Raw genomic sequence first — 13477 nt, 5'->3', positions numbered from 1 at the left:
TCAGCCCCTGAGTGCGCGGGTGGACGCGTGCGCGGCAAGGTAACACACGGCGAACAGTCCTGCTGACACCACCGACAGGATCACGAACTGCAGAATCTGACCTCGGGCAACACGTTGCTGATGCATGGCATCGATGGCCCCGTACAGCAAAGCTGCCACAACCACGATGCCGAGCCCCAGAAGTCCCCATCGCAGATCTTCGCGGGTGGCGACGTACATCCACATGTTTCCGGTCCCGATGCTTCCGACCGCCACGGCCATCAGCCACCAGAGTTTGCGGGCCGAAACAGTGGGGCTGTAGGGCTCGGCGTCGACGCTTCCTGCGGCTCCGTTCCCACGACCAGTCGCCGCAGGAGGAGCGTCGAAAGCGATCACCCGTGTGCCGAGCTTGATGTACTGGGTTGCGAAGTACGCCCTGATTACCATCAGGAACACTGCGAGAAGTCCCAACAACGCTCCGGTTAGGAGGTTCGGCAGGGATGCGAGGACGGCGCACGCTACCGCTCCGAAGGTGCTCGACCAGTAGACCTTGCGTTGCCAGCTGAGGTCGCGTTTGGTTCCAACAATTGCGACAGGAACCAGCAAGCAGATCACCGCGGCAACTGCAAAAACAAGCGTATGCGGGCTGCTGATGGTCGGCTGAGAAGCCGCTTGTTCGAGGGCTGTCAACGAAATGCCTCTCATTTTCCCTTCATCCATTCGAGTGCGCCCTCCGCGAGTTTTTGTCCGCCGAAGGCGCCGGCAGTTCCGAAAACGAGCGCGCCGACGAAAGCCCCGGGGGGCCCTGCGACGGCCCCTCCTGCCATTCCGCCCACTGGCGCCATCGCCCAGGCCCCCGCCATGCCGCCGCCTGCCTTGGCCAGGACATCGACGGGCGAGGCATCGTTGACGAATATGTCATAGACCCCGGTTCCGAATTCGATGGCATTGCCCACTGCTCCAAGGCGACCACCGAACTTGGTCAGGGCTTCGATATCGGCAGGGGTGTAGGCCACGCCCGGCTCCCAATGTCGGCCGGTCGGCAGGCGTGAGGCGAACTCGTCCACAGCCCGCTGGCCCGCGCCGAACACATTGGATGCCGCTCCCGCCGCATCGAGGTACTCCTGGGGCATGACGCCGCGCGCGATGCCCTCGACGACACTGGCAGCGCCGGTGGGTGTCATGCCGCCCAGCTGTAACTGTTCCTGCAAACGCGTCAGAGTGGTGACGCGGTCCTGCATTTCCAACTGGTTCATCATCCGGGTTGCTTCGTCGGCAGACATCGGCTGCTTGCTCCACAGCAATTGCGCGTCCATGAGCTGGCGCTGCATCGTCAGTCGCGCATTGGCGCGATCCCGCATGTCGCCACCCAGGACGGGGTCCTTGGCCACGGGCCCAAGGGAATTGGCCATGTTCCAGTCGGCCAGGCGGCTGCCCGCAAGCCGGGCGGCCTCCTCCTGCTCATGCGGTCCGTCGTACCGGGCGGCCCCACTGGCGGGATCGGTGATGCTGGTGTAGTCGTCGAGCCGCCGGTCCGCGGCGACCTCGTCCAGACTCCAGCCGAGGTGGCCATGGTTCTTCTCACCACCGGGAGCACTGGCGACAATTGCGCGGTCACGTTCCAGGGGACCGGATTTCACGTAGTCGTCGACCGCTTCCTTTGGCGTATCGCCCGGCACCGCATCGGATTCGTCGATGGCAGCGGGAACGTACCCTGACTCCATCAACGCGGTCTCACCGCTGTGCAATTGACCGATATAGGCGCCGCGGATGGATTGGACGCTGTCCAACACCGTCTTGGTGATCTGTTGCGCTTCGCCGATGGACTCAGATACTTTGTAGGGCAGCGTGTTCACCTGCTCCGCGATCTCGTTGTCGATGTCCACCAGGTCGGCGTTGAGGTCAGCGATCTGCGCGGCGCTGTCCTTCTGCGCGGTGGCCAGCGCAGCGGCAGTCTGCTGCAACGTCACCGCGATCTTGGCCAACTCGTCCGGCTGCCCGCCGAGTGCGGCACTCACCCGCTGCACCTCGGCCGAATCATTGATGGGGTGCTCGACGGTGTCTTCGCCGTCCCACGACTCGGTGAACTGTTTCTTGGCGGCGTTGAATTGGTCGTCGGCATCTTTGAGATGGCTGCCCGCCGCGTGAAAGGCATCGGCGGTCGCTGATCTCGCCGGGGTCGCCTGCCTGGATATCGTCGTTGATCTGCCACGGGTCACCACCGGCGGTGGCAACAAGTGAGCCGACGTCCAGGTATCGCAAACTCGGTTTGCTCATGATCCCTCATGCCTCACCACGTCCTGACCGTACCGGCAGTTTCACCCGTCGCAAGCCACCATTTCGCCAGAAGATCGGTGACTTGCCGGTTCACGACAACAGTCCATAATGGAGCCTATCGAGCAAAGGACACAGCATGTTTGTTGACTTCGGCGGCCTCCGGGGCGGCGCCAACACGTCCTACACCGCTGCCGACCACGCCTATGCGGGCGCAGGCCGGCTGAGCAGGGCGAACATCGGCAGCACCATCTTCGGCGATTTCGACGAGGCAAAGTCTTTCCAACAGGCCCTCAGCAGCGCACGGAGCCGGCACGCCAAACTGGCCGAGGAGCAGTACACCTCGCTGGGCGCCGTCGGCGACAAAGCCCACGTCGCCACCAACGGATTTGTTGACATGGAAATGAAGAACGCCGCCACACTCGACGACGTGTACTGAGCGCGCGCAGTACACAGAGACGGTCTGGTGGCCGCGTACGCGCGCTAAGCCGGTTCCCGCACCGTCCGGCGGAACACCCCACCCAACATCGCGAACAGCACGCCGACGGCAACCAGTCCGCCGCCGACGGCGAGCGTCAGATTGAGCCAGTGGTGCATGCTGTCGATCGCCGTATTCACCAGCGCATCAACCAGTGCCCGGATGTCACCGGAGGTGTCGCCGAGTGCGGCGTCCAGCCGTTGCCGGCCGATCTCCAGCCCGGCCCACCCGACCGCACCCACGATCAAAGCCGAGACTCCCAGCGCAGCAAGCGCTTTGCCGCGCGAATGCGCAGCGGCCAACGTCAACAGCGCGAACACCGCCGCCAGGCCCACCGCGCCGATGGTGAACCACGGGCCCCAGGTGCCCACTGACTGTAACCGACCGGGACGCAACGCTTCCGGGGCGTTCTGGGTCAGCGGTACCGGTAGCGACTGCGGTACGTCGATGTTGTGGTTCTGCAATGTCTGTTTGAGCGACGTGTCGTTGAGCATGGGCCCGATGTCCACCACCCAGCGGCCTTGGGCGTCGGTCTGCGAATCCACGGAATCGGTGAACAACCAGCGGTGGGCGAAGCGGTTGGCCTCGGCGAACTGCTGCGGGAACGACGGACTGGCGGTGTAGCTCGACGTCAACGCCGCCACCAGATCGGGCTGCAGCCCCGGTCCCAGATCCAGGATCTGCGTCGTCAACTCCCCCGCCATCGCCTGCTGCAGTGCGGGTTGCGACGCGGCGTCCTCGGCGAACCGCGCGTAGCCACCCTCGTTCACCAGGTTCGTCTGCACCCACACCGCGGGTACGGCAAGCGCCAATGTCACCGTGGCAAGCAGCCACAGCAGCGTCGCAAGCACCGCACGCACAGCAGCTGCCCCTCCGGAGCGCGTGCGATCAGTCCGACAGCGCGCGCCCCACGATCAGCGGATCGGCGCGGCCGACCACCTCATGGTCTTTGTTGTCGTAGTCGAACTTACCGAGCACATAACGCATGGCGTTGATGCGGGCACGCTTCTTGTCATTGCTCTTGACGACGATCCACGGCGCCACCTCGGTATCGGTGAGGGCGAACATGTCCTCTTTGGCGGCGGTGTAGTCGTCCCATTTGTCCAGTGAGGCCAGGTCGGTGGGCGAGAGCTTCCACTGCCGGACCGGGTCGACCTGCCGGATGGTGAAGCGGGTGCGCTGCTCGGATTGTGTCACGGAGAACCACAGCTTGATCAGGCTGATGCCGTCATTGACCAGCATCTGTTCGAACAGCGGGACCTGTCGGACGAATTCGGCGTGCTGCTTGGGTGTGCAGAAGCCCATCACCCGCTCCACGCCGGCGCGGTTGTACCACGAGCGGTCGAACAAGACGATCTCCCCCGCGGCCGGCAGGTGGTTCACATACCGCTGGAAATACCACTGGGTGCGCTCACGCTCGGTCGGCTTCTCCAACGCGACCACGCGTGCACCACGCGGGTTGAGGTGCTCCATGAACCGCTTGATGGTGCCGCCCTTGCCCGCGGCGTCGCGGCCCTCGAAGACGATGACATGCCGGTGCCCGTTGGACTGGCTCCACTTCTGCAGCTTGAGCAGTTCGATCTGCAGCAGCCGCTTCTCTTCTTCGTACTGGCTGCGCCTCATCCGCTCGTCGTACGGATAGTTCTCCCGCCACGTGTCGACAACCTGGTCTCCCGGCTGGATCAGCAGCACCGGGTCATCGTCATCGTCGTCCAGGACGGTGTATTCATGAGCATCTGCCAGCACCGGCGAAACGTAACCGCCGCCGTGTACGCGACGGTGACCAGCGAGTGAACGATGGGTGGCGGGTTACTTCGCACCCTTACGCGGCACGGACAGCGCGACCTTGGTCATCAGCTTGTTCATCCGGGCCAGCGCCTTGAGCGAGTTGTTGTAGTACGTGCCGCCCGCACCGACGCTGGTCCGCGGCACCACCACCGTTTCCTGCCGACAGAACTTGCGCACGCCGTCGATGCCGCCGAACCTGGCGCCGATGCCGGAAGTCTTCCACCCACCCATGGGCGCAGTGGTGCACATCAGGTTGGAGATCACGTCGTTGATGTTGACGGCACCGCAGTCCAGTTGCACCGCAATGTCTTTGGCGCGCTGGACATCCTTGGAGAACACCGAGGCACTGAGACCGTAGGGACTGTCATTGGCCAGCCGCACCGCCTCGGCCACCGACGAGACCTTCATGATCGGCAGGGTGGGCCCGAACGTCTCCTCGGTCATACAGGCCATGGAGTGGTCCACGTTCACCAGCACGGTGGGCGGGTAGAAGCTGCCCGGCCCGTCCGGACGTGTGCCACCGGTGAGCGCCTTGGCGCCCTTGGCCAGCGCGTCATCGACGTGGCGGGCCGTGACCGACACCTGGCTGTCATCGATGAGGGCTCCGAAGTGGTGGCCCTCGCCTGCGCCCATGTCCAGCTTGTTGACCGCGTGCACCACGGCATTGATGAACTGGTCGTACACCGCGTCGAGCACATAGACCCGCTCCACCGACACACAGGTCTGCCCGGCGTTGAACATCGCACCCCAGACCGCGGCGTTGGCGGCCAACGGGATATCGGCGTCCTCGCAGACGATCATCGGGTCCTTGCCGCCCAACTCCAGGCTGACCGGGGTGAGCCGGCGCGCAGCGCGCTCCATCACCTTGGCGCCGGTGGCCGACGACCCGGTGAACTGGATGTAGTCAGCGTTGTCGACCACGGCCTCGGACACCAGCCGCGCACCCTGAGCCAGCGCGAGCACGGGCGGCGCCCCGCTCTCGGTCCAGCCGCGCAGCAGCACCTCGGCGGTCAGCGGGGTGCGCTCCGACGGCTTGAGCAGCACCGAACACCCGGCGGCCAGGGCCCCGATGGCGTCCATCATGGCGTTGGCCACCGGGTAGTTCCACGGCGCGATGATGCCGACGACGGCGCGCGGCCGGTAGTGCACGGTGATCTTCTTGATGGCCATCAGCGGCGACGAGGCCGGCCGGGTCTCCGGAGCCAGGGCCTTCTCGATGTTCTTGATGTAGTACGACAGGATCATCAGCAGCATCGGGACTTCCTGCGCCGCGTCGGTGGCCGACTTGCCCGTCTCGGCGATCAGCAGCCGTTCGATCTCGTCCCGATTGTCGGCGAGCCACACCGCGTAACGCGACAGCGTTCGGGCGCGGCCTTTCGGTCCGCGGCGTTCCCATTCGCGCTGCGCTTCACGCAGGTCGGCGGCAATGCGCGCGACGTCGGCGGGGTCGGTCCAGCTCACCTCGCCGGCGACGGCACCGGTTGCGGGATTGAGGATGGTCCCGGTGGTCTTGACTTCACTGGTGGCGGTCATGAGGGCCATGTTAACCACCATGTGTGACGGACATCGCACCGGGGTTGACACCTGTCAAATGAATTCGCGCCGACCGGTAGGTTGAGCGTCATGACCCATCCGTTCGACGTCGCGCTCGCCCTCGATTCCCGCGACGGCTCGGCGCGGGGACGCACCACGCCGGAGTTCGCGAACATGGTGGGCCCGTTCGGGGGGCTCACCGCCGCGGCCTTCATCCGGGCCATCGAAGAGCACCCCGATCGGCTGGGCGACCCGGTGTCGCTGACAGTGAACTACGCCGCGCCCATCGCCGACGGCGCCTTCGTCATCGACCTGCGCCCCGCCCGCACCAACCGCACCAATCAGCACTGGACGGCCGAACTCATCCAGGATGGCGAGGTCAAGACCACCGCCACCGCGGTGTTCGGAGTGCGCCGCGACACCTGGTCGGACACCGAATCGCAGCCACCGGCGGTGCCCGGTCCCGACGACGCCGCAGCGCAGGACATCTCGAGCTTCGTGACTTGGACCCGCAACTACGAGATGCGGTTCGTCGAAGGGTCCATGCCCGGCGAGGGCGCCGCCGAGAGCAGTGACTCGACCACCACCCTGTGGGTGCGCGCGCAGCCCGAACGTGCCGTGGACTTTCCCGGGCTCACCGCGCTGTGCGACGTGTTCTACCCGCGGGTGTTCCTGCGGCGGGGGCAGTTCATCCCGGCGGGCACCATCTCCTTGACCGTGTACTTCCACGCCGACGCCGCCGAGCTGGCCGCGCAGGGCTCCGACTGGCTGCTGGCAACCGCACGCGCCCAACGCTTTTCAGGTGGTTTCTTCGACCAGAACGCCCAGATCTGGGGCCGTGACGGCACCTTGCTCGCCGTCACGCACCAGATCGTCTACTTCAAGAGCTAGATCCGACTGTCTCGTTCCACACCGGCCTCGTCCCTCGGCCGGATCGGTCACTCGAAGATGCCCCGCACGTATGCCGCCTGTCCGAGGTGCTGGGCGCAGTCGTCGATGACACTGACCAGCCGGACACTGGCCGTCACCGGCGGATCCCAGTTCTCGTCGATGACCCGCTCCAGTTCGTCGGCATCGAGTTTGGCCACGTAGGCCAGTGTGAGCTCGTGCACCGCACGGTAATAGCCGACCAGGTTCTGCGAGCTGGCCTGGACTTTCGCGACGTCCTCCGATGAGTGCCCGTAGCCGGTGTCATCGCGCGGGAGGTCGAGACCGAATTTGTCGACCCACCCGCCGGCGGTCCAGGCCTGTTCGACGCCGGCGACGTCGGCCACCTGCGCATCCTGCACGCGGGCGCTGTGCCAGAGCAGCCAGGCCACGGTGTTGGCATCCGGTGTCGGCCGGTAGGTCAGCACCCCGTCATCGAGCCCGTCGGTGATCTCGTCGACATGCTCGATGAGCCGGGTGAACGCGTCGCGCAGCAGGTCCTGGATAGCGTCTCGAGGTTCAGCCATGACTTCGACGCTACGCCGCTCAGGCGTAGGAATTCGGTCCGAGCGACCCGTGCGAATCGCCATGACCGGCAGGGCCGCCGCCGTGGAACACCGCCTCGACATTGTTGCCGTCGGGATCACGGACGAACGCGCCGTAGTACTTCTCGTGGTACTCCGGCCACAATCGTGGTTCGTGAAGCGGCTCGGCGCCCAACGCCAGCGCCATGCGGAAGAACGCCTGCACGTCCTCCGGGGACGGCGCCGAGAACGCGATGTGCGTCTCCCGGTTGGGTCCGGCCGCCTCCCCCGCGCTGGCGTCGGCGATCCAGAACGTGGGGTGCCCTTCGGTGCCGTAGCCGACGGCAACACCGAAATCCATCTGCCGGCTGTACCCGAGTACACCCAGCACCTTGTCGTAGAACTCCTGCGATGTCGCCCAGTCGCTGCAGTTGATTCCGAAGTGATCGATCACGTCGCCATCGTATGTTCGTGGGGTGACACATGATCTGGTTATTCGTAACGGCACCATCGTCGACGGGCTCGGCGGGGAACCGTTCGTCGGCGATGTCGCGATATCCGATGGGGTGATCACCGCCGTCGGCACGGTGGCCGACGGCGCCGAACGCGATATCGACGCCTCCGGGCTGCTGGTGACGCCGGGCTTCGTGGATCTGCACACCCATTACGACGGGCAGGCCATCTGGTCGGACCGGCTCACACCGTCCTCGGCGCACGGTGTCACCACCGCGGTGATGGGCAACTGTGGTGTCGGCTTCGCACCGTGTCGCGCCGAGGATCACGACGTGCTGGTCGACGTGATGGCCGGGGTCGAGGACATCCCGGGGGTGGTGATGACCGACGGTCTGCCGTGGACATGGCAGACGTTCCCGGAGTACCTCGATGCGTTGTCGTCGAGACAGCGCGATATCGACGTGGCGGTCTACCTGCCGCATTCGCCGCTGCGGGTGTACGTGATGGGTCAGCGCGGCGCCGACCGCGAACCGGCCACGCCTGCCGACCTCGAGCAGATGCGAGACCTGGCCGCCGAGGCGATGCGGGCCGGCGCGCTGGGGTTCGCATCGTCGCGGTTCGCGTTCCACAAAACCGAAAGCGGCTCGCCCATACCGAGTTACGACGCCGGCCGCGACGAACTCGAAGCCATCTTCGCCGGCGTGGCCGACGGCGGCGGCGGGCTGATCCAGTTCGTCCCCGACATCCCGGCCGGCGGTTTCGAAGGGGTGCTGGCCCAGGTGTTCGAGGTCGCCGCCGAAGCGGGTCTGCCGGTGACGTTCTCGCTGCTGACCGGGAACGTGGGGGATCCCCTGTGGCCCGAGGCCATGGCCTTGATCGAGAAGTCCAACGCGGCCGGCGGGCAAGTGGGCGCGCAGATGTTCCCCCGGCCCATCGGGCTGGTCGTCGGTCTGGAACTGACCGCGAATCCCTTTGTGCTGTACCCGAGTTACCGCGAGATCGCCGACCTGCCGCTGGCCGAACGGGTGGCGCAGATGCGTCGCCCCGACGTGCGGGCCCGCATCCTGGCCGACTCCCCCACCCCAGGTCACCCACTGCTGTATTTCGCCCAGGCGTGGGACTGGATGTTTCCGCTGGACGACGACCCGGACTACGAGCCGGACGCCTCGACGAGTGTCGGCGCGCAGGCCCGCGCCCGCGGAGTCAGCCCGATGGAAGAGGCTTACGACCGGCTGCTCGAGGACGGCGGACACGCCATGTTGATGGTGGCCATGGGCAATTTCGAGAACAACTCCCTCGACACGGTGGGCCGGCTGATGCGCCGCGACGATGTGGTGCTCGGCCTCGGTGACGGCGGCGCGCACTACGGCATGATCTGCGATGCCGGGTTCCCGACGTTTCTGCTGACACACTGGGCCCGGGACCGTGACCGGGGCCGGCTCAGTGTCGCCGAGGCCGTCCGCGAGCTGACTTCGGTGCCCGCACGGGTGGCGGGTCTGGCCGACCGCGGCCGAATCATGGTGGGCTACAAGGCCGATCTGAACGTCATCGACCACGGCGCGATGCGGGTCCACAAACCCGTGATCACCCGCGACCTGCCCGCAGGCGGTCGTCGCCTCGATCAAACCGCCGACGGCTACGTCGCCACCATCGTCTCCGGTGAGGTGATCGCCGAGAACGGTGTGCCCACCGCGGCGCGGCCCGGGCGGCTGGTGCGCGGTCGGCAACCCGAGCCGGCACCCTGACCTGGCGGTCAGCGCGCTGAGTCGCGCTTGAGCGCCGGGTGTTGACCGGCAAGCACCTTGAGCAGCACCTTGCGCGGCAGCAGCGCCATGACGTGCTTGGCGATCTGGTTCGCCCGTCCGGCGATGACGCTGCCACGGTCACCGTCGAGAGCGTCGATGCCGATCCTGGCGACCTCGCGCGCCGGCAACCACATGAACTTCGGGAAGGCGTCGGCGAAGGTGCGTTCGTCCATGCCGGCCGCCTCGAGGAACCCGGTGCGCACCGGGCCTGGATGCAGAACCGCAACGGTGACGCCGGTGCCGTCGAGTTCGGCGCGGAGCCCTTCGCTGAACGTCGCGACGAAGGCCTTGGTGGCGGCATAACCCGCTTGCCCCGGAAACGGTTGGAAGGCCGCCGTGGAGCCGACGTTGAGGATGGCACCGCGCCCGCGCGGCACCATCTGCTGCACGGCACGGGTGGTGAGGTCGATGACGGCCTCGACGTTGACGCGGACCTGAGCGATCTCGTCGTCCACCGGGGCGGTGGCCACCGCACCGATGACGCCGATGCCGGCGTTGTTGACCAGGATGTCGACGGTCAGGCCACGCGCGTCGAGCTCGTCGAAGAGTGCGGCGCGCGCATGGGGGTCGGCAACATCGCAGGCGATCACCTCGACCCTGACAGACCCGGCGAGTTCGGCCGCCAGTTCCCGCAGCCTGTCCTCGCGGCGGGCCACCAGGGTGACGCCGTGGCCGCGCGCGGCCAGCTCGCGGGCCAGGTCGGCCCCGATGCCGGACGAAGCGCCGGTGATGACGGCCGTGCTGGTGGGGCTGGGCGGTGGAAGTGCCATAAGCCCGACAACCCATGGGCCGGGCGGCGCTATTCCAATAAGCTCGCCGAATGAGTGTCAAGGTGGATCTCGATCAGCTGGCCGATGCACTCGCCGATTACACGTTCGCCTACCTGATCACCGTCAGCGACGACCATCATGCGCACACCGTCGCGGTGGATCCGGCGCTGTCCGACGGTGTGTTCGACGTCGGGTCGGTGGGCAACAGCACGCGGCGCAATCTCTCACCCCGTGACGGCGTCACCCTGCTGTGGCCGCCGCGCGAGCCCGACGGTTACACGCTGATCGTCGATGGTCGCGGCGAGTTCGTCGGCGATGCCCTGCGTGTCGTGCCCAGCCGTGCCGTACTGCACCGCAAGGCGGCGGCCGGGTCCGTGACAAAGCCCGGATGCAAAGACGACTGCCAGCCGCTGGAGAGCTGAGGTCCCGCTGGACGTTCCTGAGCATCAGGACAACGAAAAGGCCCGGCCCCGCGAACGGGACCGGGCCTCTCTTCGAACGGGACTCAGAAGTCCATACCGCCCATGCCACCGGTCGGGTCGCCCGCAGGTGCGGCGGCCTTCTCCGGCTTGTCGGCGACGACGGCCTCGGTGGTGAGGAACAGCGCCGCGATGGACGCCGCGTTCTGCAGCGCCGAGCGGGTGACCTTCACCGGGTCGGCGACGCCGGCCTTGAGCAGGTCTTCGTACTCGCCGGACGCAGCGTTCAGGCCGTGGCCCGCGGGAAGGTTCGAGACCTTCTCGGCGACAACACCGGGCTCGAGGCCGGCGTTGAAGGCGATCTGCTTCAGCGGAGCCGACAGCGCGACACGCACGATGTTGGCGCCGGTGGCCTCGTCACCGGTGAGCTTCAGCTCATCCAGCGACGGAGCCGACTGCAGCAGGGCCACGCCGCCACCGGCGACGATGCCCTCTTCGACGGCAGCCTTGGCGTTACGCACGGCGTCCTCGATGCGGTGCTTGCGCTCCTTGAGCTCCACCTCGGTGGCAGCGCCGGCCTTGATCACCGCAACACCGCCGGCCAGCTTGGCCAGGCGCTCCTGCAGCTTCTCGCGGTCGTAGTCGGAGTCGCTGTTCTCGATCTCGGCACGGATCTGGGCCACACGACCGGCGATGGCGTCGGAGTCGCCCGAGCCCTCGACGATGGTGGTCTCGTCCTTGGTGACGACGATCTTGCGGGCCTGGCCCAGCAGCGAGATGTCGGCGGTCTCCAGGGACAGACCGACCTCTTCGCTGACGACCTGGCCACCGGTGAGGATGGCGATGTCCTGCAGCATGGCCTTGCGGCGGTCACCGAAGCCCGGAGCCTTGACGGCCACGGACTTGAAGGTGCCACGGATCTTGTTGACCACCAGGGTGGATAGGGCTTCGCCCTCGACGTCCTCGGCGATGATCAGCAGCGGCTTGCCGGCCTGGATGACCTTCTCCAGCAGGGGCAGCAGGTCCTTGACGGTCGACACCTTGGAGCTGACCAGGAGGATGTAAGGATCCTCGAGGACGGCTTCCTGACGCTCGGCGTCGGTGACGAAGTAGCCCGAGATGTAGCCCTTGTCGAAGCGCATACCCTCGGTGAGCTCCAGCTGCAGGCCGAAGGTGTTGGACTCCTCGACGGTGATGACACCCTCGTTGCCCACCTTGTCCATGGCCTCGGCGATCAGGTCGCCGATGGTCTGGTCGCCCGCGGAGATGCCGGCGGTGGCGGCGATCTGGTCCTTGGTCTCGACCTCCTTGGCCGACTTCAGGAGACCCTCGGTGACCTTTTCCACGGCCTTCTCGATGCCGCGCTTCAGGCCGAGCGGGTTGGCGCCGGCGGCCACGTTGCGCAGGCCCTCACGAACCAGCGCCTGTGCCAGCACGGTGGCGGTGGTGGTGCCGTCACCCGCGACGTCGTCGGTCTTCTTGGCGACCTCTTTGACCAGCTCAGCGCCGATCTTCTCGTACGGGTCCTCGAGCTCGATCTCCTTGGCGATGGACACACCATCGTTGGTGATCGTGGGGGCGCCCCACTTCTTCTCCAGGACGACGTTGCGACCCTTGGGGCCCAGCGTCACCTTTACCGCGTCGGCGAGGCTGTTCAGGCCCCGCTCGAGGCCGCGACGGGCCTCTTCGTCATACGCAATTGTCTTAGCCATTGCGAAGTGATTCCTCCGGATTGGAATGGCACGTCTGTCGGCCGGAATCAGTGCCCGCGACGGACGGCTGTGGGCTGTGCGGCCCCTGCCTCACCGTCCCGACCTGGCACTCACATGGCGCGAGTGCCAACGTCATTCTTAGCACTCGCCCATGCCGAGTGCAAGGAAACGATCAGGTGCGCAATCCGTCGGCGATCACGTCGGCCACCCGCTCGGAGACGTCATTTCCGTACAGCTGCGCCGACTTGCAGACCAGCAGTAGCGCTTTGACTTCCATGACGCCCACATCGGTGCGGACCGAGCCCGCCCGCTGAGCGGCCGTCAACAATTTTTCGAGCGTGCCGAGGAATTGCGCTTCCGCCCCCGGGGCGGCCGTCTCGAGGTCTATTCCGTAGCCGGCCAGTGCATCCACCAGTCCGTAGTCGGTGGCACCGGTGCGCACCATCGCGCGCAGGAACACGAACAGGGCCTGGCCGGGACCTTCGGATTCGAGCAGCGCGAGGGCGTGTTCGCCGATGCGCCGGATCCGGTCTTCGAAGACGGCGCCGAACAGGGCCTCTTTTGTCGGGAAGTGCCGGTAGACCGTGCCCGCTCCGACGCCGGCGCGACGGGCGATCTCGTCGATCGGGACGGCAAGGCCCTCAGCGGCGAAGGTGTCATAGGCGACCTCGAGCACCTTCGCCCGGTTGCGGGCAGCGTCGGCGCGCAGCGGGCGGGCAGTTTCGCTCATAGCGCACCTCCTCTAAACGGGGCGATCGTTCCGTATAGTCGATCCAAGCGGGGCGCACGCCCCGGTTGATCCAGGATACTCACGC

13 protein-coding genes and 1 pseudogene are annotated in these 13477 nt (G+C 66.5%); 4 read left to right on the top strand and 10 right to left on the bottom strand.

The genetic code is table 11. The features are described from left to right. Together NL241_RS06240 and NL241_RS06235 are read right to left on the bottom strand one after the other, a co-directional pair. Nucleotides 1-669, bottom strand: coding sequence for a hypothetical protein (locus NL241_RS06240; RefSeq protein WP_494397044.1), 669 nt, complete (start codon nt 667-669; stop codon nt 1-3). Between the two features lie 11 nt (nt 670-680). Then, nucleotides 681-2256: pseudogene (locus NL241_RS06235) on the bottom strand (putative alpha/beta hydrolase). A 136-nt stretch (nt 2257-2392) separates the two neighbouring features. On the opposite strand from NL241_RS06235, the gene NL241_RS06230 reads away from it, so the two are divergent. Next, nucleotides 2393-2692, top strand: a complete 300-nt coding sequence (locus tag NL241_RS06230) for a DUF2563 family protein (protein ID WP_487691730.1) — start codon at nt 2393-2395, stop codon at nt 2690-2692. A gap of 44 nt (nt 2693-2736) precedes the next feature. On the opposite strand, the gene NL241_RS06225 is transcribed toward NL241_RS06230, so the two are convergent. The 3 genes from NL241_RS06225 to NL241_RS06215 form a co-directional block, all read right to left on the bottom strand. Continuing rightward, the gene (locus NL241_RS06225; protein WP_494397043.1) at nt 2737-3591 is read right to left on the bottom strand and encodes a hypothetical protein; all 855 of its coding nucleotides are present in this window, start codon (nt 3589-3591) and stop codon (nt 2737-2739) included. Nucleotides 3592-3619: 28 nt separating this feature from the next. Next, nucleotides 3620-4477, bottom strand: a complete 858-nt coding sequence (ppk2, locus tag NL241_RS06220; RefSeq protein WP_487691732.1) for a polyphosphate kinase 2 — start codon at nt 4475-4477, stop codon at nt 3620-3622. A gap of 63 nt (nt 4478-4540) precedes the next feature. Continuing rightward, entirely contained in the window at nt 4541-6052 is a 1512-nt protein-coding gene (locus NL241_RS06215) for an aldehyde dehydrogenase family protein (protein WP_487691733.1), read from the bottom strand. A gap of 90 nt (nt 6053-6142) precedes the next feature. Here NL241_RS06215 and NL241_RS06210 point away from each other — a divergent pair, with 90 nt between their 5' ends. Continuing rightward, nucleotides 6143-6943, top strand: a complete 801-nt coding sequence (locus NL241_RS06210) for an acyl-CoA thioesterase (protein WP_487691734.1) — start codon at nt 6143-6145, stop codon at nt 6941-6943. 47 nt (nt 6944-6990) lie between these two features. Here NL241_RS06210 and NL241_RS06205 read toward each other — a convergent pair whose 3' ends face one another. Beyond that, a complete protein-coding gene (locus NL241_RS06205; RefSeq protein ID WP_494397042.1) occupies nt 6991-7506 on the bottom strand; it encodes a mycothiol transferase in 516 nt (171 codons plus the stop codon). Between the two features lie 19 nt (nt 7507-7525). Next, nucleotides 7526-7957, bottom strand: coding sequence for a VOC family protein (locus NL241_RS06200; RefSeq protein WP_487691736.1), 432 nt, complete (start codon nt 7955-7957; stop codon nt 7526-7528). A 22-nt stretch (nt 7958-7979) separates the two neighbouring features. Here NL241_RS06200 and NL241_RS06195 point away from each other — a divergent pair, with 22 nt between their 5' ends. After that, nucleotides 7980-9701 carry an N-acyl-D-amino-acid deacylase family protein gene (locus NL241_RS06195; RefSeq protein WP_494397041.1) on the top strand — a complete coding sequence of 574 codons (1722 nt, stop codon included), beginning with the start codon at nt 7980-7982 and terminating at the stop codon, nt 9699-9701. A gap of 8 nt (nt 9702-9709) precedes the next feature. On the opposite strand, the gene NL241_RS06190 is transcribed toward NL241_RS06195, so the two are convergent. After that, nucleotides 9710-10531 carry an SDR family NAD(P)-dependent oxidoreductase gene (locus NL241_RS06190; protein ID WP_487691738.1) on the bottom strand — a complete coding sequence of 274 codons (822 nt, stop codon included), beginning with the start codon at nt 10529-10531 and terminating at the stop codon, nt 9710-9712. Between the two features lie 50 nt (nt 10532-10581). On the opposite strand from NL241_RS06190, the gene NL241_RS06185 reads away from it, so the two are divergent. Then, nucleotides 10582-10953 carry a pyridoxamine 5'-phosphate oxidase family protein gene (locus NL241_RS06185; RefSeq protein WP_494397040.1) on the top strand — a complete coding sequence of 124 codons (372 nt, stop codon included), beginning with the start codon at nt 10582-10584 and terminating at the stop codon, nt 10951-10953. A gap of 83 nt (nt 10954-11036) precedes the next feature. Here NL241_RS06185 and groL read toward each other — a convergent pair whose 3' ends face one another. Both groL and NL241_RS06175 read right to left on the bottom strand, forming a co-directional pair. Further along, nucleotides 11037-12662 carry a chaperonin GroEL gene (gene groL, locus NL241_RS06180; protein ID WP_487691741.1) on the bottom strand — a complete coding sequence of 542 codons (1626 nt, stop codon included), beginning with the start codon at nt 12660-12662 and terminating at the stop codon, nt 11037-11039. Between the two features lie 172 nt (nt 12663-12834). Continuing rightward, complete coding sequence (locus NL241_RS06175) at nt 12835-13392, bottom strand: TetR/AcrR family transcriptional regulator (protein WP_494397039.1); 558 nt, start codon at nt 13390-13392, stop codon at nt 12835-12837. Nucleotides 13393-13477 lie beyond the last annotated feature (85 nt).

The organism is Mycolicibacterium sp. SMGY-1XX (assembly GCF_059132455.1).
The sequence above is the reverse complement of the archived record's forward strand: the minus strand, read 5'-3'. Positions and strand labels throughout refer to the sequence as shown.